Origin of the sequence: Sorangium sp. So ce119, assembly GCF_051524405.1 — a bacterium.
Classification (GTDB): domain Bacteria; phylum Myxococcota_A; class Polyangia; order Polyangiales; family Polyangiaceae; genus Sorangium; species Sorangium cellulosum_G.
The window spans coordinates 3,406,320-3,430,901 of sequence record NZ_CP150310.1 but is presented as its reverse complement, the minus strand read 5'-3'; the positions used below and the strand labels follow the sequence as shown (position 1 = coordinate 3,430,901).

General features: G+C 68.5%; 13 protein-coding genes and 1 pseudogene. 1 reads left to right on the top strand and 13 read right to left on the bottom strand.

Features of this window, described 5'->3' with window-relative positions; genetic code table 11:
* Positions 1-40 precede the first annotated feature (40 nt).
* On the bottom strand, positions 41-982 hold the full coding sequence (locus WME76_RS12795) for a poly(ethylene terephthalate) hydrolase family protein (RefSeq protein ID WP_437960407.1): 942 nt from the start codon (positions 980-982) through the stop codon (positions 41-43).
* A 612-nt stretch (positions 983-1,594) separates the two neighbouring features.
* Here WME76_RS12795 and WME76_RS12790 point away from each other — a divergent pair.
* A pseudogene (locus WME76_RS12790) lies at positions 1,595-2,068 on the top strand (tyrosine-type recombinase/integrase); the annotation flags it as partial.
* A 602-nt stretch (positions 2,069-2,670) separates the two neighbouring features.
* On the opposite strand, the gene WME76_RS12785 reads toward WME76_RS12790, so the two are convergent.
* The 12 genes from WME76_RS12785 to WME76_RS12730 form a co-directional block, all read right to left on the bottom strand.
* Positions 2,671-3,312 (bottom strand): Uma2 family endonuclease, encoded by a 642-nt coding sequence (locus WME76_RS12785; RefSeq protein ID WP_437960406.1) that lies wholly within the window; start codon positions 3,310-3,312, stop codon positions 2,671-2,673.
* A 187-nt stretch (positions 3,313-3,499) separates the two neighbouring features.
* Positions 3,500-4,828: a glycoside hydrolase family 43 protein gene (locus WME76_RS12780; protein ID WP_437960405.1), complete on the bottom strand. Its 1,329-nt coding sequence runs from the start codon at positions 4,826-4,828 to the stop codon at positions 3,500-3,502.
* 396 nt (positions 4,829-5,224) lie between these two features.
* Positions 5,225-6,067 carry a cyclase family protein gene (locus WME76_RS12775; RefSeq protein ID WP_437960404.1) on the bottom strand — a complete coding sequence of 281 codons (843 nt, stop codon included), beginning with the start codon at positions 6,065-6,067 and terminating at the stop codon, positions 5,225-5,227.
* 213 nt (positions 6,068-6,280) lie between these two features.
* A complete protein-coding gene (locus WME76_RS12770) occupies positions 6,281-6,865 on the bottom strand; it encodes a histidine phosphatase family protein (protein WP_437960403.1) in 585 nt (194 codons plus the stop codon).
* A gap of 216 nt (positions 6,866-7,081) precedes the next feature.
* Positions 7,082-7,366: a hypothetical protein gene (locus WME76_RS12765; protein WP_437960402.1), complete on the bottom strand. Its 285-nt coding sequence runs from the start codon at positions 7,364-7,366 to the stop codon at positions 7,082-7,084.
* Between the two features lie 320 nt (positions 7,367-7,686).
* Complete coding sequence (locus tag WME76_RS12760; protein ID WP_437960401.1) at positions 7,687-8,310, bottom strand: hypothetical protein; 624 nt, start codon at positions 8,308-8,310, stop codon at positions 7,687-7,689.
* 503 nt (positions 8,311-8,813) lie between these two features.
* Entirely contained in the window at positions 8,814-10,472 is a 1,659-nt protein-coding gene (locus WME76_RS12755) for a methyltransferase (protein ID WP_437960400.1), read from the bottom strand.
* Entirely contained in the window at positions 10,469-12,817 is a 2,349-nt protein-coding gene (locus WME76_RS12750) for a glycosyltransferase (protein ID WP_437960399.1), read from the bottom strand. The genes WME76_RS12755 and WME76_RS12750 overlap by 4 nt, the downstream gene beginning before the upstream one ends.
* Positions 12,814-15,609 (bottom strand): hypothetical protein, encoded by a 2,796-nt coding sequence (locus WME76_RS12745; protein WP_437960398.1) that lies wholly within the window; start codon positions 15,607-15,609, stop codon positions 12,814-12,816. The genes WME76_RS12750 and WME76_RS12745 overlap by 4 nt, the downstream gene beginning before the upstream one ends.
* 50 nt (positions 15,610-15,659) lie before the next feature.
* Positions 15,660-17,426, bottom strand: coding sequence for an ATP-dependent nuclease (locus tag WME76_RS12740; protein ID WP_437960397.1), 1,767 nt, complete (start codon positions 17,424-17,426; stop codon positions 15,660-15,662).
* Positions 17,427-17,629: 203 nt separating this feature from the next.
* Positions 17,630-21,646, bottom strand: coding sequence for an Eco57I restriction-modification methylase domain-containing protein (locus WME76_RS12735; RefSeq protein ID WP_437960396.1), 4,017 nt, complete (start codon positions 21,644-21,646; stop codon positions 17,630-17,632).
* Positions 21,643-24,492 (bottom strand): helicase-related protein, encoded by a 2,850-nt coding sequence (locus WME76_RS12730; RefSeq protein ID WP_437960395.1) that lies wholly within the window; start codon positions 24,490-24,492, stop codon positions 21,643-21,645. Before WME76_RS12730 ends, WME76_RS12735 begins: the two co-directional genes overlap by 4 nt.
* Between the last annotated feature and the right edge of the window lie 90 nt (positions 24,493-24,582).

Here is a 24,582-nt window from a genome sequence, read left to right as displayed (position 1 = left end):
GATGCCGCCGAGCACGAACGTCTGCTCGGTGTACCGCCTGTCACTCGTTCCAGTTCTTCCACTCGTCCCAATTCTTGGACTGAGTCTGCCACACGCCCGTGTTGTTGTAGTCGCCACCGTCTTTGAGGAACGCGTCCTTGCGGGAGTTCTCCCCGCCGAGGTGCCAACGCATCCAAGCAACGTTCGCTCCGGCGCCGTCCCAAGGCCCCGAGCCGTGACCACCGCCCTTCATCTTGCCGAGCCAGACTGGCCCCTTGTTGCCGGGGTTGTTGAAGTCACCCTCGGCGTTGGGCGCCTCTTGACCCGTTTCACCGTAGATGATGCCGACAGGGATCTCGAGATTGACGAGGGCGTTGTGCTCGAAGGAGCCGCTGTTGTCGAGCAACGCGGTGGAGACGCGCTTATCGGTTTGAGCAGCCGCTTCCGACGACAGCCCGCCCATCGAGTGCCCGAACACACCAACGCGGTCGAGGATCAAGCGGCCGTACATGGGGCTGTTCTCATCGGCGTCCTGAGCCTCCAGCCAATCGATCGCCGCCGACATGAGCACGGCGTCGCCCGTCGACTCTCGAATACCGACGAGGACGAAGCCGTGCGAGGCCATGCGCGTCAGCAGCTGTAGGTAGTCGCGAGGAGGGGTACCTCCGCCCGGACCCCAAATGGCCACCGGGTGCTTCTTGTTGGGCTCGGTGGTGAGCGTCGTCGGCCTGACGAGAATGTGGCCACCGCCGCTGAACGAGAGGTCCTGAACCGTCGTCTCGAGCGGTCCGTTAGCGTTCACATTGTCACCCGCCAGCACCACTTCGGGCCGATCGACCTGGCCGCCGCTACCGCCCGCGCCCGAGTCGCTGCCTCCGGAGCTCGTGCCGGTGCCTGCGGACCCCGCAGTGGTACCACCCGAGCTGTTGCCAGCGGCCTCGCCCGTGCCGCCCGCTCCGGCGGGGTCAGCGCCGCCGCCAGAGCTGGTATCGGTTCCGCCCAAGCCCGCGGCACCCGAGCTCGAACCGCTCGTCCCTGGGCTGTAGCCGTCGCCGGGAGCGGACTCGCTCGAGCAAGCAAGAACTAGAATGAGAACAGAAGGAGCTAGTTGCCTCATGGGATACCTCGGAGCTCAGAGCGCGCTTTCTTGACGACGGCCCTCAGGCCAACCTGCTACCGGAGCGGAAAAATCCGAACGACTCGCTGCTGTGCGGCGGCTGCGATGTGAGCGCACACATGACCCGATTCCGCTACGAAGTCCACCTATTCCGCTGCCGCGCGATTGTTCAAACCGCGCTAAACTCGAGGACTTCGGCCGGACGGCTCTATACCTCTGCACTGGCGCCCCCTTTCGCAGCTGCGTGGACCTGCAAACCAGCGCTGGCCTCGACGAACGGAGGGCGCCAGCCCTTCCGCAGGCTCGCTGTCATGGGCTCGCTCGCCTCGACGCCACCCTCGCGGCCAGTCAGCCCCACCTGCCCCGAGCTCGAGCCCCCAGCGGAGCGCCCCTCCGCCGTCGCCCACGGTTCGCGTGAGGCATCGCGCGCAGCTCGTGTCCGGGCCGCCGCAGGCGCCCGCGCAGCGGGGCGATGCGCCTGACGAGGATCAACGCCTCATGAGGAGTCAGTTGGTCCCGCTGTGCTTCCGGATCTACTACGGCTTCCTCACGCGCGAGGGAATGCGAGCCGACGAGGCCGGAACTCTCGAATGGTCGGATGTCGACCTTGACCGGGGAGCCGTTGTTCTCGATGAGAACAAGACCGATGACCCCCGTGCCTGGGCACTATCGCCTGATGTGGCGCGCGCGCTTCGTGCTTATCGCGAGCTCTGGCCGGACAATCGGCGTGTCTTCGTCGGGCCAAAGTGTGACCCCTTGCCGGGTTGTCACGGGGCGGAACGCTTCAGAGAACACCTCCAACGCGCGGGAGTCGATCGACCCGAGCTGTTCGAGACCACGGAGTCGAGGCTGAACATCCGACTGCACGACACTCGAGCGACCTTCATTACCATCAAGCTCGCGAATGGTCGCACGGAGACGTGGATCTCCGACCGAACCGGACACAAGTCGAGCGGCCAGATCCACCACTACAAGCGCGCCGCGCGCAAGATCGCCGAGCTTGGGCTGGGCGACTTTGCCCCCCTGGACGAGGCGATCCCCGAGCTGAGAGGAAAGGGCGGCTCGGTAGGAGGAGGCCAACCCGCGTCCGCTGGAGCAGGCATGGGCTCGGCGAGCGCCGAAGCTTCCGCCTCCGGCGCGCCGCCCGGTCAGACGGCGCCCCCGGACGACGTCCCCGCCCCCGCCACGGCGGACGCTGGCGCCTTCACGGGCGGTTCGTTGGGCCCGCGTTGGGCCACGCCGGAAGAGGACTCGGCCACGCGGCAGTCGGAACCAATTGAAATAATAGATATTTCTGCCGCTGACGCCCCGGCGCCGGAGATGTCCTCGCGGAACATCTCGACGACGCCACTGTGCTCGAGCGTCGGCATGCGGAGCTCTATCGGCGGTAGATGCCGTGGCCAGAGGGGGCTGGTGCACGCGAGCTGCCGATCGCCGACCGGTCGCAGCGGAGCGCTCGCGCGGCGTGACGTATCGATACCGATGGACGGTGCCAGCGTGAAATCCACCGCAATCGCTGAGCTGCCGAGAGCCTTCCGGATGAGCTTCGCTTCCGCCGGATGGAGACCCGCCCCTCAAGGAGAACGGCCGGCCGCCGTGCCGGCTCCGCCGTCGTCCTCGTCCTCGGGCAGTTCATCCAGCTCTCTCCAGAGCGCGTCGAGGTCCAGCGTCAACCCCTCGCAGGCGGGCACCACGTGGCCCCCCTCCGAGGCCGAGAGCGCGACGGCATACCGCCCATCCTGGCCGAGCTCGAAGATCTCCAGCCCGCGGACCTGGGGATCCAGGATCCAGGTGTAGCGCACGCCGAACCTGGCGTACTCGCCCAGCTTCTCGATACGATCGCGGCGCGCGTCCCGCGGTCGCGGCGAGATAACCTCGATGACGGCGCTGGGCGGCCGTGTCGCCATCGGGCTCGCTCGCGCGGGGAGCTGCGCGCCCGGCAGGTACATCGAGACATCCGGTTTGCGGCCGCGGTCCTGCGCTCTCATCCCGAGCTTGAGCTCGGAGCCGAAGACGCGCCCTCCCCGCGGGGCGGCCCACACGCCGAGCACGCGCATCAGCCACGCGACCACCGCCTCGTGCAGGACGCTCGGCCCCTCTTCCTCCTCGATCCGACCGCCGACGAGCTCCCCCGCCTCGTCCTGGTCGAGGTCGGCCCAGGCCTCGAGCGTGATCCTCGCTGGCTCGCGCGCGTCGGGCGCCGCAACTGTCGCCATGACCTCAGGGGAGCAGGAACGGTCGCTCCGTGGTCGCGGTCGAGGGCCGGCGCGCTGATCGAGCTCGTGCTGCTGGAGGTGCTGTCGGCCGGCAGGTGGCGCAAGCACATCGACCGTCTGCAGCAGAAGCTCGGGTCGGCGCGGAATGCGGCGGGACGGCGGTTGCGACGCGATGCGCTCGCGACGATCACTTGTGCGTCGGAACGATCTTCTTGATGGTCCCGTCGTCGTTGAAGTAGGCGCGATCCACGCAGGTCGAGCGCCGGTAGCTCCCGCCGGTCGGCAGCCCGGCGTTGTGGTACGTGAGGTAGCTGGCGCCCTTGAAGTCGAAGAGCGACTGGTGGATGGTGTCGCTGTTCGGCACCCGGTCCAGGATGACGCCCCGATGTTGCCACGGCCCTTCCGGCGACGTGCTGGTGGCGTAGGAGATGGTCTCCGGGAACCCCGAGGCGTACGTCAAGTAATAGAGGCTGCCGCGCTTGGAGAGGAACGGCGCCTCGGTGTAGCTGGGGACGTTCGTGAGCACGTGGATCTGGGCGCTGCCGAGGCTGCGGTTCTGCATCTTCCCGCTGCCGTCGGTCGTGTAGGTCTCCCCCTTCAGGTGGATCATGTCCTGCTCGAGCTCGACCCAGTACAGAACCTTATTTCCCCAGTACAGGTAGACCCGGCCGTCGTCGTCGACGAGGACCGTGGGGTCGAGGTTTCGCCACGAATGGTCTGCCGTGCCCTCGGTGTCGTCCAGGAAGATGAGCGGGATTCCCCGTGCGTCTCTGAACGGGCCTTCCGGCTTGTCCGCGACCGCGACGCCGATCGAGATCCCGTAACCGGACTGGCCGCCCTCCACCGGCGCGTAGAAGTAGAACTTCGGGTTGCCGTCCTTGTCGTCGCGGTGGACCACCTGACCCGCATTGGCGTTGCCCGTCGAGTCGCCGCCGCGAGCCCACGAGAACACATCGTAGCGCATCACCGCGCCCTTGTTCTCCCAGCGGACCATGTCGGACGACGCCCAGAGCCGATAGTCGAACATGCGATATCCGCTCGCACCTTCGACCTGCTCGTCATGGCCGGTATACAGGTAGACCTTGTTGTTCCAGACCATGGCGGCGCCATCCGCGGTGAAGATGTGGTCTCCAGGACCGCTCGTCGGATCGGGCGCGTCGTACTTGATGATGGGATTGTCGAACTCTGTCGGGGGCGGCGCGTCGTCCCCGCCACCGCCGGTCCCGCCGCCGCCCTCCCCGGGATCGACCGTTCCGCCGCCGGTGCCGCCGGCGCCGCCGGTGCTGCCGGTGCTGCCGGTGCCGCCGGTGCCGCCGGTGCTGCTGCTGGTGCTGCCGGTCGTCGCGGCGCCACCTCCGGCCTGTCCACCGGCTCCTTCGGCCTGTCCACCGGCTCCTCCGGCGCCGTCGGTGCCGCTTGAAGCTTGACCTGACGAGTCGCAAGCCGTGAGCCAGAGCCCACCGATGACGAGCGCCAGATACGGCGCTCCCCAAAACGAGAGTCCTCGCCTCTTCATGTTTGGCCTGGCCGGTCGGGGATCTGCGATGTGTGCCCGCCCGAGGCGGGCACACACACCCAAAGGGGCAAGTAACCGATCCGGAAACCGGAATGTGAACGTTCACACGGCCGATGTCAAAAGAAAATGAGCGGCTCGCGGCGCCCTCGATCGCGACGGGTTGCGCAGCGGCGGACGGCTGCGGCGCCCGCGTGAGCGGTCCCACGAGAGCTCGTCGGGCCGGCCGGCGCTGACCGCGGGCCGGCGCCTGCCCGTCCTGACGCCGCGCTCCGCAGGGGCCTCGCCAGCGCTGTCCTCCCCCGGACTCGAGGGGACCCGCGGGCCGGTCGATCAGGAGCGCCTGGTCCAGCGCAGGGCAAGAGGAAGCTTTGACGCGTTCACGCCTCCGCGCCGGTGTTACGGCGGGAGCACGGCGATGATCCGGAGCGGGCCCCCCGAGCCGCCGCGGATCTTCATGGGCAGCGCGAGCACCAGCGCGCCGCGCGCCGGCAGCGCGTCGAGCGAGGCGACGTTCTCGAAGGCGGGGATGTCGGCGCCGAGGAGCACCCGGTGCGTGATGAAGTCCTTCGACGGCCCGTGGTCGATGCTCGCCGTGTCGATGCCGACCGAGGCCACCTTCCGCGCGACGAGGGCGCGCGCGGCGTCCTCGCCGATGCCGGGAAAGTGCAGGTTGGACGCGTCGCCGGGCCTGTCGTCGCCGAGGTAGCGCCTCCGATCCGGCCAGCGGCTCCCCCATCCGGTGCGGATCAGCACGACGGTCCCGGGCGCGATGGCGCCGTGTTCCCGCTCGAAGGCCTCGATGTCGGCCCTCGTCACGCGGTAATCGACGTCCCTGGCAGCGGCTGCCGACACGTCGACGACGGCGGCCGGCGCGACGAGGCGCGAGATCGGCACGGCGTCGGCGGTGCTCTTGCCCTCGGCGAAATGGATGGGCGCGTCGAGGTGCGTTCCACCGTGCTCCGGCGCGCAGAAGTCGTTCGACGCGTAGAAGAATCCAGCCTCGGTAGGGCCGTGGTGAACCTGATTCAGCACGAAGCCCGTCGCGGCTGTCGGCCAGTAAAGCGTCCTGTCGTCGAAGGGGTACGTGAGATCCACGAGCCTCGCTCCCTCGGGCAGGCGCACCCCGCCCTGGGTCGAGGCCGCCCTGGGCGTCGTGGGCGTCGTGGCGTCGTTGCCGGCGGCGCAGCCGATCGCGAGAATCCCTGTGGTGAACAGCGCACAGAACATCGCACGTGCCATGGTTCCCTCCCGGATCTCGACCGGAGGCCCAGACGCCGCGCCCCCGCGTCGTGTGAGTGTGAGGGCCAAGCCTACGCCCCGGCGGGGAGCCTGCCACCTCGAACCACGGGGCGCGGGTCCTCGCGCTCGCGCGAAGCGTCCGCCCGCGCCATCAGGGTGGCCGAGCGGGATGCCGTCCACCGGAACCGGCGTCGGCCCGGCGGGCAACTACGACTACGATCCGGATTGGCGCCCATCCGTCAGCGTCCACGCGCTCCAGTGAGCGTAGCGCCCCGACGAGTGCACGCGCCGCCACCCGCGATCGACCAGCGCCCGCGCCAGCACCTCGCGGAGCCAGGCGTGCGTGACCGCAAGCACGCTGCCGCGCTGGGCCGCGAGCCCGATCAACCACTCGGCCGCGTCGCCCGCCTGGCGCTGCGCCGCGGCGGGAGGCGCCTCGGCGCGGAGCGCTCCATGGGCCTTCCTGAGCCCGATCGCGAGCGCCCAGACCGCCAGAGGCACCCGCGCGTTGCCCAGCGACGGCGCGGGCTGCTCCAGCTCGCGCAGCAGCGGCGACGTGGCGATCGCGGCGCCGGGGGCGAGCAGCTCGGCCGAGGCGCAGGCGCGCGGCAGATCGCTCGCGACCACCGCGCCCACCTGCATCGCGAGGGTCCGGAGCGCGGGCGGCGGCGTCTCCCCGGGCGCCAGGCCCGCGGCGTCGTAGGCGTCGCGCCAGCGCTGGAACCCGGCAGCGTCGATCCAGCCGGTGTGGACGTGCCCGGAACGGCCGTGTCGAACCAGGATGATGCGCGCGGTCAACGTCGGTCCTCGTGAGGTTCGCTCAGGGGAATTGCAGTGCCTCGCGTGGATGTCAAGGCGCGGACGGCCAGCGGGGTTTCGCGATGGTGGGTCGACGGAGATTCGAACCTGGGCCTTGGCTTGGCAACGAAGCGTGAGAAGCTCACGAGGTAGGCTGACGAGCCGGCGACCGCGCAAGGCAAGCTCTTCTGAGCCCAGCCTGCATGCGTGCTCCAGCTACGCCCTCTGATGCTTCGGTGGCCATTGGCCATTGAGGATGGCCGGCACGCCTTCGGGCCACAGGAGCGCGTCCTCGAACTTGATACCGCCTTCCTCCGGATCTTCGTACGCATCCCACCCGCAGGCCGGTGGCTTGATACCTTCATACTCCATGAGAGCCCGTGAAACCTCTATGACCTCCTGAGGGAGCTCGGGCCGTGTCCAGGTCTCGAAGAGCTCACGCAGCCGTGTCGCGAGCGGCAGGCGGCGTTCGTAGTGCACCGGCTGAAACTGCGGCGCCATATAGTGAGCCCCTTCGTCACGTACGCAGCATAGACATCCAGCAAGCGCAGGATGTGCTCGCGTGGCGGCACACGGCTGAACGTCCGGTAAACACGCGGGGCAGCAAACGCCGACAGCCAGTAGATGACATTGATGATATCTGCCGTGTCCTCGATGCCCTCTCCCTCATCGACGCTCGCAAATGCGAGGGTGCTCCCATTCTCGAAGGTGACCTTCATCGCTCCTCCCTCACCAGTACGTACATTGACGTTTGCCGGGACCCAAACGTGCGTGATCAGAATGTAGGCTCCAGCCACGAGGTTACCGTGCCTGAGGCAGCCCTAGGCGCACCATGACTTGAAAAGGAGGTTCCCGAGCCCCCACGGGCATTCACCTGTTCCGCACTGTGTCACCATACAAAACGCTTGCTCGCCGTTGCTCAATGGACATTCGGTCGTCTGAGGGCACGCATACGGCTCATCGAAGCATCCGAAATTGGGATAGATGCCGTCCGTCGCAGCCAGCGCGGTCGCCTCGGGCGTCTGGATCCAGGCATGTGCGGAATCCCATCCGGCCGGTGCGTACTGCTGGATCAGCGCGTCGAGCGCCTCCAAGTCGAGCGCCGCTGGATCCACAGCCTGCGTTTCCACGAGGTTCGCGACCATGACCGCCGCGTAGGAGGCCGCCATCGTCTTGAGCGCGACCTCTTGGGGGTCGATGCTCATGAGCTCGTCGTAAGCTGCCTCCGCCTCGGGCGACGTCGTCTCGCTCTCCTGATCGTCCTCCACGTCGTCGACCGCCTCGCTGTCCTCATCGGGGTCCGCCGGCGGCGTGTGCTCCGCGGATTCGTTCTCGATCTCGTCTCCATCGGATGGACGGAGATGAATCGTGCATGCCGGAACCAGCGCAGCGACCATGCCCCCCGTCAACACGAGCGCCCCCACGGCATGCATCCATGCTTGCATGATCCCCTCCTTGACGCGGCGCACCGTACGCAGGCTCGCCAGCGGCGTCCATGCGGCCCTCCCGTGGCCCGAACATAGGGAATTTCCTGATTCTTCTCTCCCAGGCCGCTTCAAGGGGCCACGTAAGAACGCCGGCTCGTCCCGAGTTTCGCGCATCTACGCGGCATCGAGTGGGTTAGCTCACACCAGTGCGCCGGCGAGACGGGCTAGCCGGGGCATCGGGGGGTCGGAGGGTCGCCTCTCCAGCGCGGAGACGGGTGCCACCCATGTTTTTGTTGGAGGCACGTCCACCGGGAGATGGGTGCCACCCATCTTTTTGTTGGAGGCACGTCCACCGGGAGATGGGTGCCACCCATCTTTTTGTTGGAGGCACGTCCACCGGGAGACGGGTGCCACCGATCTCCCGCCTCGACGTGCCACCTCACCCGGACGGGTTCACGGCGTCGCGCCCGCCCCGAACGGGGCCGCCGGGACGGCCAAGGCCAGCGATGCGGCGGGCCATCTCACTCTGGAAACCCTACCAGCAGCTGCGGCAGCGCCGGTGTCGCCTCCACACGCTCGAGCCGCAGCCCCGCCCTGGCGAGCAGCCGTGCGAAGTCGTCTCGCGTCCGCTCCCGGCCACCCGTCACCGTCAGGAGGTGCAGATCGCACAGCCCACCTCCGACGTGGGCGTCGCCAAGGACGAGCTCGAGGATGAGCACCCGTCCGCCCGGACGCAGCGCCTTCCGCGCGTTGGTCAGGATCCGCACGGCGTCCCGGTCGTCCCAGTCGTGGAGCACCCGCGCGAGGAGCACCACGTCCGCCTGCACGGGCCAGGGTGCGAACAGGTCTCCGGCCACACCAGCAGGGCCGCCCGGCGGTATCTCGGCCACGATCTCCGGCAGATCCAGGACCCTCACATCAAGGTCCGAACGCGAGCGGCGGAGCAACGTCGCGAGCGCGCCCGTGCCCCCACCCGCATCCAGGACCACCCGGGCGTCTCCCATCGGGAGCTGCTGCACCAGAGGGGCGTAGTCGTGCAGCGCGTAGCTCCGCAGCATGCGGTGATGCGCCGCGCGCCGCACCGGGTCTGCTGCGACCTCGGCGAACACATCGTCCGGTCTCCACGAGGCCGACCGGAGCGCGCGCGGCAGATCGTGCCAGCGACGGCGCAGCGGTCCCGCGTACTCGATCGCCGCGTCCGCGAGCGTCAGCGGGTGGGCCGCGCGCAGGTGATCACCGCGGCTCGTGGTGCGCCACCTGCCGTCCACGGCGCCCTCGATGACGCCGAGCTCGCCCAGCGCACGCAGCAAGCGGCGCGCCCGCTCCTCTGGCAGGCCACAGAGCGCTGCCACTTCCGTCTCCGTCGCAGGCAAGACCTCGACGACGCCGAGCTCCACCGCTGCCGCCAGGGTCTCGGTCTTCCAGAAACCCACCAGGTCCGCAGAGAGCGCCGCAAACTCGCTGCGCGACGCGGCCCGCAGCACGGTCACCGTGCGCCCATCCTCATCGATCGCCTCGAGCGATCCGTCGAAGCGCTCCACGCGCGCCTGGCCATTGTAGAACGGCTCCACCATCGCGAACCGCTGACCATACGCGGGCTGCCCGCCGCCATTCACGTGTGTCCACCCCTGGTCGTCACGGGCGCGCGCAAATCCCTTGTGGAACACGTCCAGGTCCAGAAACCAGCGACCGTGGACGAGCTCGCCGCGTGCATCGATATGTGTGGAGCGGCCATCGTCGCCCTGTGCGACCGCGATGCCGTCTCGGTAATCGCCCGCGTAGCGCCAGCGCGCCGCGTACACGGCGCGCCCGGCCTGATCGACGTGGCGGTACAGTCCCTCGCTGTCGCGGACCACGCACCGGCTGTCCTGGTAGTTGCCGCACCAGGAGTACCGTGCTGGATAGACCTCGGCACCATCCGGCAGGATGTGATGCCAGCCCTCGGAGCTCGAGACGGCAGCGCGCCCCTCGTAGAAACCGAAGGTCCTCTCGAACCTCCGCGTGTACGCGGGCTCCCCGCGAGCATCGATGTGCCAGGCCGCGCTGCCGCACCGGACGGGCGAAAGGCCCGGCGCGTGGAACGCGAGCACCTCATCGAAGCGTGCCGCGTACAGCGGCTCGCCGTCCACGAGGTGGTGCGTCCGCTCCGGGGCGACCCGGGCACGTTGCCAGTCGTTCATGGCTCACCCGCCGGCCGCCGCATGTTGCACCCCATGCAGAGCGCACGGGTCCGGTAGGTCGTGAGCATCCGCTGGTACGATTCGCCGTCCCATATCTCCATCAGCCCCGCCTCGTGGAGATTGCCGAAATCGCCGAGCGTCCTGCGCTGCGCGTCGGGGGCGCAGCACGGGTCGAAGCGCCCCTCGGCGCTGATCCACACCTCCTGGCCGAGGAACGGGCAGCGGCCTCCCGGAGCCAGGTCATCGGGCGCGGACTCGTCGAGCAGGAAGATGTTCTCCAGCAGCACGTGCTTGCCGTTCGGCAATACGCGCTCCGACGCCGCCTCTCGGGCGGCCAGCACGGCCTCGTTCCAGCGCCGGATCGCCCCGGTGTCACGCCGCATGGAGAGCGGCTTGATCTCCTCGAAGTGCGCCCACAGGTGGTGCCCCTTGACGCGATCCACGCCGAGGCGGACGGCGAGCCGCACGATGTCGGCGAGCTCGGCGACGTTCGCCTCCAGGAACGTGAGCTGAAACGTGACCCTGCAGCGGTTCCCGCCGGAGGCGGCGTGCGCGTCGCGGACGGCGATGAACTCTTTCACGTTGTCGAGCACGGCCTCCCAGCGGGACCCGAGCATGATCAGCTCGTGCGTCTGCCGGGTGGCCCCGTTCCAGGAGATCTTCACGTCGGACGTGATCGGCACGAGCCGCTCGGCCCAGTCCCGGGCGCCCCGACGCGGGAAGGTGCCGTTCGTTGTCAGGTTGAGCTTGACCCTGTGCTCCCGGCACAGGTCGACGATCTCATCGAAATGGTCATACAGGAGCGGCTCGCCCATGGTGGAGGGGATCACCTCGCGGAGGCCTTGGCCGGCCGACTGCGCGATCACGCGACGCACGAGCTCGATCGGCATCAGGCGGCGCGGCTTCCCAGCCGCCTTCCGCGCCTCTTGAAGAGGGCTGTAGGGCGAGTGCTCCTCGCACATGATGCAGCGGAGATTGCAGGTGTCCGGGTTCGTGTCGAACGTGATGCGCCATGGCCCTTGACGGGGCTCGATGCGAGCCGCATCGCGGCGAGCGATGACATCGGCGTAGATGCGCTCGATCGCATCGACGTGCCCCGCGAGGTCCGGCACGTGCCCCGACGCGGACTGCGCGTACCCGCGCTGGCCGAGGCGGCGGGCGAGCGCGGGATCCTCCGCGAGGCGCTGCATCTGGCGCGCCATCGAGGCAGGATCGCGGTGCTCGAAGAGGAGGCCGTTGACCTCGTGGTGCACGTACTCGGCCATGCCGCCGGCGTTCGCGGTGATCACCGGCACGCGCGCCTCCAGCGCCTCGTGGATGACGAGCGGCGAGTTCTCGACCCATATCGACGGCACGACGATGCAATCGACCCTGTCGAAGACGTCGCGCACGATATCCTCGTTGCGGTACTCGGTCAGCCACTCCACGCGAGCGGCCGCGTCGCCCGGCAGCCTCTGGGCGATCGCGCGGAGCGCCTCGGTGTCCTGGCCGCGCGGTCGGCCCCAGATGCGGAGCCGAGCGTCTCCCCTCACCTGCCCGAAAGCCTCGAGGAGCTGGTGGATGCCTTTCGCGGGGATGTGCGTCCCGATGTACCCGAAGGTGAACGGCTCCCCGGGGGTCCGCGCGCGCCCACGCAGGCGGGGGAGGTCGAAGCCATAGTCAAGGTAGACCAGCTTGCGCTCGGGCAGACCGAACGCCTGACGGTACCGGCGCTCCAGGTAACGCGCGGGCGCGATGAACAGGTCGACGAGCTCCGTCATCTCGCGCACGTGGCGCATCCGGCGCGCGACCCAGTCGGTCCAGTAGGCGACGTCCTGCTCGCGCTCGTCCGGGGCACCGGAGAAGAAGCGCGCGTAACAGCGCTCGGCGCACTTCCGGTCCTCCTGGCCATCGCACGCTGGCCATACATCGTCCGGGTTCTCCGGGTGCGTCTGCATGAACTGCCCGCGCGGGCACATCACCCAGTAATCGTGCAGCGTATACACGATGGGGATCCCTCGCCCGGCGGCCTCGGCGACGAGCGACGTCGAGAGGTGGTTGAGGTGGCCGATATGGACCACGTCGGGCCGGAGCCGGTCGCAGAGCTCGGCGAAGCGCTGGTCGACGCCCGCGTGCCGGTAGCCGTCGCGCACGCGCGGCGTGTTGACGAGGTGGAGCGAGATGCGCGGATCGCCGCTGTCCGCCTCATGGCGGAGCGCGTAATCCGGCGCGAACGGGTCCTCCTCGCGCGTGAAGACGTGGACCTCGTGGCGGCCGGCGAGGCCGCGAGAGAGCGTCTGCGTGTAGACCTCGGAGCCGGCGTTGTAGCGCATGGGGTAGCCGTGGATGACCTGCAGGATCTTCATGAGCTCTCCTCAACACGGTCACAGGCTTCCAGCTCGCGCCAGAAGTCGTGCCTCTGGAGCCCCATCGCACTCGCCTCCTGACGGGCCAGCTCCGCCAGTCGCCGGGCGCCGGCGTGATCGCCCTGCGCGCCGCGGAGCCGCGCGCGGAGGAGGAAGAGCCAGGGGACACGGAGGTGGTAACAGGTCTTGCGGAGGAGCACCTCGGCGGCGTCGAGCTGTTCGACCGCCTCGTCCAGGACGTTCTGGACGAGCGCCACACGGGCGGTGGTGAGCGCCGCATCTGCCTCCACGAGACGGAAACCACGCGCTTCATAGATCCGCCGGGCCTCGTCGAGGTGTCTCCGAGCCCGGTCGACGTCCCGGTGTGCCCAGAACGAAGCGCAATCGATGTGACAAGGCGTGAGGTGGTCAATCCGCCCGGATTCCTTGACGAGCGCCACGGCCTCATCGAACCGCAGCATCGCCTCGTCCGGCCGACCCAGCGCGTCGAGCGTCCGGGCGAGCACGCGCGCCGACAGGCCGCGGTTGAGAAGGGAGCTCGCGTCGGGATCGTCGCCGCGGCTCAGATCGATGCCCCGCGCCGCGCGGTCATGGGCGAGCGCCACCTCACCGAGATCGAGCAGCAGCACGGCGTGGCTCGCGAAGGGGTAATGCGCCACCCCCCTGTGTCCCGCGCTCTCCCGCTCGCGGATCTGCTCGATCTCCTCGTAGGCGGCGCGAGCGTCGTGCAGCCGGCCCAGCCGGTGCATGAGGTGGGCACGGAAATCGCGCGCGACGAGGCGAGGACGCAGCTCCCCGGAGGCGTCGGCGTGACGCACGGCGCTCTCGACGTGGTCGAGCGCCCTCAGGATGTCGCCCTCCAGCGAGTGCACCGAGGCCAGGTTGCGCTCGGACTCCGCTGCCTCCGCCGCGAGGCCGGCTGCGTCCGCGGTCCGCACGGCGCTCTCCAGGAGACGCACGGCGTCGGACGTCTCCCCTTGCGCACGGAGGAGCACGCCCGCGCTGTTCTCGAGCCAGTGCCGCTGCCACGAGGTGAGGTCTCCCCGGAGATGAAAGGTACTCCGGTCGAAGAAGGCGAGGAAGGCGCGCCGGTCTTCGGCCACGGCGCCGTGCAGCTTGAGGCTGGTGTGACGCTCTCCCTGGCGGATGCGGTCATGCAAGACCTGGAACGACTCCGACCATCGCCCTGCCTGAACGCCATGCGCGACCGCCGCGTAGAGCGGATCGAGGTCCTCGCGCCGGCCCGGATCCTCGCCTGCGCGCCGAGGCTGGTCGCGAAACCACTCGAACAGGATCTCGTGTGCGGCGCGGACCCCCGCGGGATCGCCCGCCTTGAGGCGGCGTCGCCAGTAGCCGCGCACGAGGGGGTGCTGATCCCAGGCGCCCGCGTCCGTCGTCAGGAGCAGCGCGGTCTTCGCCAGGCGCGCGCAGGTCCGCCGGAGCTCCTCGGGCGGAGCGTCGCTGAGGGACGCCGCGAAGCCGGAGGCGCCCGGATGGGCGCCGACCGCGGCGAGCGTGGCGAGATCCGCGGGCCGCTCGCAGAGCGCGACGACGCCGAGCACGGCGCGCTCCTCGGGTGTCAGGCGCGCTTCATAGAAGGAGAGGATGCGCTGGATCCGGCCGCCGTCGTCGAGCTTCTCGGCGCCGAAGTCGAGATGTTCGGCCGCGAGGACGTCGCCTCCGTGCGCCTCGTTCAGGTAGTCGGCCACGAGGGCGAGCGAGAGGGCGTGGCGGCGCAGGCGATCGGCCAGGCGCCCGAGCTGCTCGTCGGACCCGCGCACGCCTCGGCTCCGCAGCACATGGATGGCGGACGTGCGGTCGACGGGGCCCAGGTCGATGCGGCGGACGCCGGTCCCCTCGAGATCGAAGGGCGGACGCGTGGTGATCACGCACAGCCCGCCGCACATCTGAGATGCCAGCTCGCGAACGAGGATCGCCATGTGCCTGTCGTTGAGCTTTCCTCGGGCGTCCTGCAGCGGCTCCAGCCCATCGATGACCACGATCGTCCGGCGATCGCGCACGCGCCGGACCAGCCGGCTCACGTTCTCCATCGGATCGGCCGAGGGCGTCTCTCCGACCGCGGCGAGCAACACGGACACGGCGGCCGATGCGGAGGGCGCTCCCCCGCCGTCCTGATCTTCGATGGAACACGAGATCACGGCGTCCACGCCCCCGTAGGCCGGTTGAAGGCCGTCGAGCCAGGTTCGGACGAGCTGCGTCTTGCCGGCTCCCCCCTCGCCGACCACGACGACGACATGGACGGCGCCGTTGACGAGCGCGTCGTCCAGCGCCCTCTTCTCCTCCTCGCGGCCCACGATGTCTCGTTCAGGCGGAGGGAGGCGGCCGAGCGCGACACACCTCGGGCCGAGTCGCGCCGCCCTCAGCGCCTCGCCGACGCGGCGCGCGATCGCGACGAGGGCCTCGTCGGGGTCGGCGGCGGTCGCCACCGACGCGGGACCCAGGATCGGCCCGAAGCGACGGAGTACTTGGTCCTGGTCGTCGACACAGGCCCTCCAGCGCACGAGCGAGACTTCGGCGCTCCTCCGGTGCGTGAGGGCACGATGGGCGACGCTGCTCCACACGGGCCAGTCGAGCAGTCGCGCGGAGACGAGGATGACGACGTGGGTCGCCGCGCGGAGGCGCTCCTCGATCCCGTGCTCCACGTGCTCGCCGGCCAGGAGGCAAGAGTCCAGCACCTCGCCCCCCTCGGTGCGGCACACCTGCTCGATGTGAGGCCGAAGAGCCCTCGCGCCGTCGTCGTCGTCCTGGCAGTGAAGCAGGAGCACCTGCATGCGGGACGCCCGAGCAGAGGCGGACGCGGCGAGGCACGCTGGGGGCATGGTCAGCGCGCTGAGTTCGCTGGCATCGCCGCGGCGCCGGCGATGAGCTTGCGCAGGTGTTCGAGGACCGGCCGCCACGGCTCGAACATCGCTGCCGTACCGTACTGCTCGAGCCACTTGATGAAGGTGATCTTCCCCGGCGTCGTCAGGCCATAGTGCCACACGCCGGTCTTCTTGCGCCTCACCTTCTCATCGCACAAGTCCTGATGCCCCGGCGCGGACAGAAAGACGTCCAGCGTCGCGTTGGCGAACAGGTCCTCCGCCTCGACGGGAACACCGCATCCGTCGAGCCACCGCTCGTAGGTCAGCACGTGAAGGCCCTCCTCGGCCTTCTTCTTCCAGCTGAACCGGTTGGCGAGGAGGTCGTACGCATCCAGCCCGGGCTTGTCCGAATCGAACAGCGCGACGACGAGCCGACCGGGGGAGTAGCGCGCGGCGATGGTAACGGCCTGGAGCGCAGCGCCGGCCGCGCTGCCGCGCGGGAGGATGTGGAATCCATCGAGGCCGATGCCGAGCTTCTGGGCCGCCATCTCGAGGTAGTTCTGGTCGGTGAGGCCCTCCACGATGAGGATGAGCTTGGCCTCCTCGGGCACCTCCTCGGCCTTCTCCAGGAGAGACGACAGCGCCTGCGATCCGAGCAGGTCGGTGCGCGCCGCCGCCGTCACGTCCCTGGCCACGCTGGACCGCCCGGTCTCGTCCTTGCGCACCAGGAAGACGGCGCTCCGCGCACCTCCGCCGTCGGGGCGGAAGATGAACGGCGAGTGCGTGGTGACGAGCAAGGTCACGTCGGACCGCTGGGTGAAGCGCTCGAGGCCGGCGCCGAGCTCGCGATGGGCCTCCGGGTGGAGGAAGGACTCGGGCTCCTCGATGCCGAAGACCACAGCGCTCCTCGCGCTGTCGGCGATGAACGACAGGAGCAGGAGCAGCATGGCGCCTCGCACGCCCGTGCCCTTCTGCTCGAGCGCGGTGCGGACGGCATCGGTGATGAAGACGTGCGCGTCGGCGATCGCGTCCTCGACCGGGGGGACGTTGGGGACGAGATCGACCTCGGCGATGCCGCGCACGTACCGCTTGATCCGGTCCTCGACATGGCGGCCGACGGGCCGGAGGACCTGGCCGAGCGCCTCGACGTACTGCTGGCGCGCCTCGTGGGCGCGCTTCATCTCCTTGCTGTGCTCGGCGCCGACGGCGCTGCCGAGGATCTCCTTGAAGCCGCGCTGGAGGAGGCTTTGCAGGTCCTCGCCGCTCTTGATGTCGACGAAGCGGACGAGCTCGCGGAAGCGCTCGACCGCCTTCTGCCGCGGGTTGTTGCGGCCCTTGACCGGGGCCTTGTTGTAGCCCTCCCGTGTGAGGAAGCGCTCCTCGCGGAAGCCGCCGTTATGGTACTCGACGAAGAAGCGCACCTTGCCCTGGCTCGCGAGCGAGGGCTCCTTGAACCCCTCGATCATCCGCTCGTAGGCCTCGACGTCCGCGAGGACTCGCTTGACGGCCGCGCTGGGCGCGGCACCCGTCGAGAACTCCAGCTCGATCGACGGGCCCCAGGTCTTCGCCTTCGGCCGGTCCACCTGCTGGTCGGATTCCGCGTTCGGATCGAGCGCGAGGGCGATCGCCCGCAGGAGGTTGGACTTGCCGACGTTGTTCGGGCCCGTGATGTAGTTGACGCCCGGGGAGAGCTCGATGGCCGCCGCAGGGGGCTCTTCCTGGTCGCCTTCGGGATCGGGGGACCAGAAGGAGCGGTAGTTCCAGAGGGTGACCTTGGTCAGGCGCATGATCGACTGTGCACCAGACTACACGGATCAGCGGGTCGACTGTAAATGGGAAATGAATCCGGTGGGCGGCTCGGAAAGCTCAGGACCGCGTTGACGTGTGTGTGGAAAATGCCGCGAGGAAGGTGGTAGCGCGCGATGACGAACGTGGTCAGGCGCCTCTGCGGAGCCGGCGCGCCATGCTACTGCCACAACGTAGCTCACCCTCAGCCAGGGCTGGCGCCCTGGGTGGCCGGACGTGGCGGGTGGGTAACGCGGGGGTCGGCGGGCGGTGGATCGAGGAGGCTCTGGTAAGTCTTGCCGGTGTCGATGGCGCGCTGCATGCGGTCGTAGATGTCGAGGATGGTAGACTTCGTGCGATAGTCGCCAGTTGACTCGACATCACGTCGCTTCACCACCGGGAACTGTTCCATGATGTGCTCAACATCGCAACGATGAATCCCATACAGATGCATGCAAGCAGCATCCACCTCACACCTAATCAAAAATCGACGCTCTGCGTTCCAGCGAAATGGCTCTCCATGGTAACCACAACCGCGAGCAAAAGCAGCGACATCCCTTCCAGTATACACCAACTCCAGCGCAGCCGCACGAAACAAGCGACGAATATCTTCCGCAATCGACTCAGGCGACGGCAGCGGGAGCTGCTTAAAAACATAGAAACTCAGATTGCCACCACTTGCCTTCTGCCTAGCAACATAGTCAAACACAAATGAATTTATCATACATATGAGAACACACTGATCCACGGGATCGATATTAGGATACACGAGAAAAACGGAATCTCCAACGCCACAAACAGGCAGCACGCTCGCCACAACACTACGCGCATCGGCGACTGAATTGATCGTGCGTCGATAGCCAATAAGCCATTCGTGCCGCCACCATGAACATATTGAAGTTCGCACAATACTTTCATGAATCCAGTACCTTGGGCATACTGTAAAATCAGGATCGTCAAGCTCCGCAGCGCTCGGCTTCTGTGTCTGCGCTCGCCGGCGAAATGTGGCGTCTGACGCAGATTCAGAAAACGTCGAATGACGATGAGAGTACTGGTGCGCAAGCTTCGACTCGTACAGCGGCAACATCCGGCCCTCTTGCCTTTCGAACACGTTTCCGCTAAGCAACCACCCTTCGCGCAACAGGTCTTCACGCGTACGGAACGAGTCCGATTGACCTGCCATATGGAACATCGTACCAAAATCGATCTTCCACGGGCTGTCCTGGGTCGCCTCGCTATACACAATCGGCATTCGCGAATATATCGACTTCAGGATCGATGCGTCTTTCGCACTGCGCAATATTGGAAGGTTCCCGGTGTTAGGACTGAACCGGGCAACATCTTCGGCACTCAGTGTGTAGCGACGTTCTGGCTCAGCGAGATCGGCAACTTTCCAAAGCTGCGCGGCCATTTCCAACGACGATGAGGCCTTGACAGACAGAACGACGATAGAAAAAGACGTCGTACTCTCAACATCTCTGAATATGTAACCTCTATTCGTAAAACTCCAAAATCTACGCAACTGCCCCGCGCCTATGACAGCCCGAGCGAATTCTTTATTGGTATCGTCCGTTAGTATACCAGGTGGAAGCACTAGTCCGGCGACACCCGTGGGACCTAACGCGCTTCGCGCAGCCTCCGCGAACACGGAATACGTATTTATGTCGCCGTGACCGCACAGAGGAAACCTACCCGAATATCTGAGTACGTTAGCCTCCCCATCGGACCGTCGCTTCTCCAGGACAAACGCGCCGTGCATGTTTGGATCTACTTCAAAGAGCTCGGAGATGAGGCGCTTGCGCTGCGCAGCGTTTTTCGCCTGCGCTATTTCGGGCTTTCTCGTCGAGAACCATTCTTCATCTTGGATCTTCACCCGCTCCCAGGGCGGGTTCCCCAGAACAACATCGAACCCTCCACTCCGGTCAGACGCCTCGTTTCCGGTGTTTTTGACAGCGTCGCAACCAAACAGGAATATCTGTGGGAATGCTAGGTACCAGTGAAAGAACGAGTACTCCCGCGCAATCCGGCTCACCTCGCGCCGCGTCGCCGTCGGAACCACATCCGGGTCCTTCTGCATCCGCCGCCACAGGTCCTCGGTGATCGCCCCGTCCTCCAGCATCCCCTTCTGCTTCGGCCAGACGAACGCCGCGCACCAGGCATCCGCCAGGAACATCGCCTTGCGGAAGTCCTCGGACGCGGTGAGCTGCTCCCAGTCCTCTTCCTTCTTCCGCACCCCGCCGATGTCGTCGTCTCTGTCGGCCTCCACCCGCCCTGCCGCGGTCGTGATGCGCGCATAGGTGCTCACCGGCGGCCCCTTTGCGAAGTCCGCGAACAGCGTCCCCTGCCCCTTCCGGGCCTCCCGGTTGCGCTTCTTCAGCCGCTTGGCGACCTCCTTGTCGTCGCCCTCGATCACCTCGAACGCCTCGTCCGGGATCCCCTTCGCCATGAGCGCCGGCGTCGCCCCGAGCAGCGCGTTCCCGTGCTGGATGTGGCTCTCCAGGAAGCTCAGCGGCTTGCCCGGCTCGATCGCCTCCATCCACAGCGAGACCTTGCACAGCTCCACCGCCATGGGGTTCAGGTCCACGCCGTAGATGCACCGCCCCACCACATCGCGCAGCGCCCGCTGCACAACCGGCGGGCTCGGCTCCTCGCCACCCGAGCGCACCGTTGCCAGCCGCATCGCGATCCGCCGCGCCGCCGCCACGAGGAAGTGCCCGGACCCGCACGCCGGATCGCACACCTTGAGGTCCAGGATCGCCTTCTCCGGCTCGGGCTTGCCAGCCGCCTCGTCCAGCACCGGCTCGAGCGCCGAGTCGAGGAGGCAGTCCACCAGCGAGGTCGGCGTGTAGTAGCTGCCCGTCGTCTTGCGCTCGTGCCCCGCGGCCGTCGACAGCTCGAACCGCGCCGCCTCCTTGTGGATGTCCGGGTGCAGCTCGAGCAGGCTCTCGTAGACGCTGCCCAGCTCCTCGGCGCCGATATTCCGCCAGCTCACGGCATGGCGCGCCCTCCCCTGCTCGACGTAGCAAAGCGCCTTCAACGCCGCGAGGAGGTCCTCGTTGGCGAGCTCGAGCGCGTTCAGGTCGTGCGTCGCCTCCCGGCGCCACAGGAAGCTGCCGAGCGCCGGGAGGCCCAGCTCGGGCGAGCCGCCCTCGAGCGCGCCCATGATCAGCCGGAGCTGCTGCCAGAGGTCGCCGTGCGGACCGCCGCGGCGCTTGCCCGCCAGCTCGCGGAGCCGCCGGGTCGTGTAGAAACGCTGGTAGCGCGCCCGGGCGGCCTCGGGGGCCCTGGGGTCCAGGAGGGCGCCGCGATCCTCGGCGACGAAGAGGAAGATTAGCCGGTAGACAAGGCGGAGGAGCTGCCGGTAGTAGTCCTGCTTGTCGAGCTGGCTGGCCCCGAGGGCGGCGTGGAGCCCCTTGTTCGCCCTGTGCCGCAGGAAGCCAGTGCCGAACGCCTCAATGGCCCCGATGACGCCGGCGCGGAGCCGGTCGAGCGCCCGCACCCCCTCATCGCGCGCGGTCTGGAACCACCTCTCCAGCCAGCACTCCGCTGGCTTCTCGGCCTCGACGCGGCTCTGGTGGCAGACCAGCCAGAGCAGGAGAAACTCGCTGAACGCCTCGCCGTCGAAGATCGCCTGGAGGTCGAACTCCACATAGGCCTGCTGGGTGAGGCTGTGGTGATCGCGGAGGACGCGCAGGACATGGCCGTTGGAGACGAAGCCCCAGAGGTGGCCGTCCGAGCGGTTGAGGAGATCCTGCACGATGCCGTGCGGCGAGGCGGCGGCGGCGCCGGCTATCCCCTTCTGCTTGGTGTCGAGATCGACGCGGCAGCCAAGGAGGTGAATCGGCGAATTGTTCCAGACGTGCGAGATCGCATAGCTCTTGCCCCCGACGTCGAGCGCCGAGACCCTGGCCACCAGGCGGCCGTAGCCGAGCACATCGAAGAGCGGCAGAAGCCAGCGCTCGCGGGTCACTGTGGTGGCCGGATCTCCCTCGGGCAGCTTGGCAAGCGCGGCCTGGAAGCCGCGCCAGGCCACCGTGAGGCGGCTCCAGGCCCGGTTCACGGCGTCGCGGATGCGCTCGCCCGGATCGAGGTGGTAGGCCTCGGGCGAGAGGCCCGCGAGCGTCTTGTCCTCGAGCGCGATGCGCTGGAGGATGTCCTGAGGGAGCAGGCCGCCCTCGGTGTGGACGGCATGGAAGGCGAGGATCGTGGGGGCGCGGCTCACGGAGCACCTGCGATATCGGCGGGGAGGTAAACGAAGACGCCGAGCACGTCGACGGCGTCGTGGGCCTCGATGCCCAGCGTGCGATCGCCCCCCTTGGCGACCTTGCGGACGCGGCGGTGGGCGTCGAGGAGCGCCTTACCGCGCGCCTTCGCGATCTCGGCGAGCCGCGGCCGGAGGGCCTCGAACCCTTCGAGAACACGCTCGATCTGCACGCGTGCGGCGTCTGGCGGGACGTTGGCGTGCGGCTCGGCCGCGAGCAGCGGCTCGGCGGCCTCGAGCGGCAGCCACGTCGGGCTCTCCGGGCTGCCCGTGAACGCGGCGAGCGCGAGGTCTTCCGCGAGGAGGCGGCGCTCGTGGGCGTGGCGGTCCCGGCCCAGGATGTGGAACCGGAGGCGCGCGATTAGGAGCACTGTGCGCTTCTGCACGGCCCGGGTGCGGACGACGCCGGCACGGCGGGCGATCCCCTCCAGACCGGGGTCGAGCGCGGTCTCCAGGACGTGCGCGGCCAGGCCCTCGACCACGGGATGCGTGCGGGTGAGCAGCAGCGTCCCCTCCGGAGCGTGGCCGCGGAACGCGGCGCGGAAGCCCTTCTCCTCGCCGATGGCGTCGCGCACCGCGGCGCGACACTCGCGGACGTCGACCTCGTAAGGGTGCTTGCCAGAGACGACCGCGCCGAGCCCCCTCAGCGCCGCGAGCGTGAACCGCTCCACGTCCGCCTCCCCGCCGATGGCGCGCTGGACCTCGTCGAGCTCCCGCGCGATCTCCTCGTCGATCGCCTTCTGGATCTGGTGCTGCGCGAAGACGGCGCGGCTCTTCTTCTCCCGCTCGACGGCGGCATTCCACTGCACGTCGAAGGCGATGTGCTTCGGCCTGGGGAAATCCAGGCTGAGCTGCGTGCCGGCCCGCGCGTCGCGCATGAGCAGGCCTTCCTTGAGGACCTCCTCGACGACCTCGGTATCCATCGGCACGGGCACGGCGACGCCGAGCTGGTCGCGGATGCTCTTGTGCTTGCGCAGGAGCACCTCGAGCACGATGCCGTCCACGGGGTTGTCCTTGCCGTAGAACGTGAGGGCGCGGACGGTCTCCCGGTCCTGCCCGTAGCGGTCGACGCGGCCCTCGCGCTGCTCATGGCGCGTCGGGTTCCAGGAGAGGTCGTAGTGGAAGACCGTGTCGAACAGGTGCTGGAGGTTGATGCCCTCGGAGAGGCAGTCGGTGCAGACGAGGACGCGCTTCGGGTGCTTCTCGAGCTGCGCGACGCGGTTCTCGCGCTCCTCGGCGGGCAGCACGCCGGTGACCGCCTCGACGGTGACGTCCTTCGGGAGCTTCTTCCGGAGCGCCTCGGCGACGTAATCCACCGTCGGGATGAAGCGGCAAAAGACGATGGGCAGGGAGCCCTCCGCGACGAGCCCCGCGATGAGCTCCGTCGCGCGCTCGAGCTTGGCGTCCCCCTTGCCGGCGAGCTGCTCGGCCTCGCGCGCGAGGTCCCGCAGGCGCCGGCGCTCGGCCGAGCCCTCGTCCTCGTCTTCCCCGGCCCCGGGGACGACGTCGATGCCCTCGGCGCTCTCGTCGTCGAGGTCGAGCACCGCGCGGCGCCCCGCCTCGTCGACGTCCCTGTCCGACTCGGCGTCGGCCGCGCCCGAGCGGTTCCGCAGCGTGGCCGCCGCGGCGGCGGGGCTCGACGCGATGGACCGGAGCAGCGCCAGGGCGGACCACCAGCGGATGCGCTGGCGGCGCCGATCGACGCTCGTGTCGCCCACGGTCTCGCGGCAATAGGAGAGCACCCTGTCGAAGAAACGGCGGTACTCGGGCCGGAGCGCGTAGTGCTCCTCGGCCGTCACGCGCCTCGGGAAGCGGGTGGCCGCGCCCTGGTAGGCGAGGATGTCGCCGCGGCGGCGCTGGACGAGGTGACGCGCAAGCGCCTCGCGGTGCTTGCGATTCACCTCCCCCCCCAGGTCTTCCGGCAGGGCGGCGAAGCCCGGGTCGAGCAAGGCGAGGAGCGACCGGAAGGTCTCGGGCTTGCCGCTGTGCGGGGTGGCGGTGATGAGCAGGAGGTGGCGCGTCGGGTCCTTCACCAGCTCCTGGAGCAGCGCGTGCCGCTGCTGGGCGGCGCCCTTGCCGCCGCCGTCGGCGCAGGTGTGCGCCTCGTCGACCAGGACGAGCTCGGGCGCGGTGCGGAGGAACTCGTGCCGGCGCCGCTCCTGCTTGATGTAGTCGGTGGAGACGACGGTGATGGGGTGGCGCTCGAAGACCGACTGCCCGCCGGGGCAATCGCGCTCCAGGCGCGCCACGGTGCCCGAGAGGACCAGCGCGGCGTCGACGAGGTGGAACTGCTCGCGCAGCGCCTTCTGCCACTGCTCGGCGAGGTGCGGGGGACAGAGCACGGCCATGCGCTGGACCTCGCCGCGGTCGAGCAGCTCGCGCGCGATGAGGCACGCCTCGACGGTCTTGCCCACGCCGACGTCGTCGGCGATGAGCAGCCGCACCGGGTCGAGCTTCAGGGCCAGGAGCAGCGGGACGAGCTGGTAGGGCCGTGGCTCGACGGCGATGCGCGCGAGCGACCGGAAGGGGCCCGCGGCCGAGCGGAACCCGAGGCGGACAGCGTCGCGGAGCAGGCCGCCCGAGAGGTGGTTGCCGAGGTCCCTGGTCGGATCGGGCAACGCGAAGGTCGCCGACTGAACGGCCTCGAACGGCTTTCCGCCGGAGCCTTTACCCACGTAGATGCCGGTGATCTCGTCCTCCGTGCCGCCGAGGGGGCGGAGGACGAGCAGCTCCGGCTCGGACTCGGGGAGGACGACCCACTCACGCCCGCGCGCGCGCACGAGCGATCCGACCGCAAACGATGTCATGCTTGTTCTTTCCCGATCAGGCTGGTGAGAAACGGGCTCGGCGCGCCGGTCCACGAGACGGAGAGCTCGAAGAGCATCGAGGTCGCCACG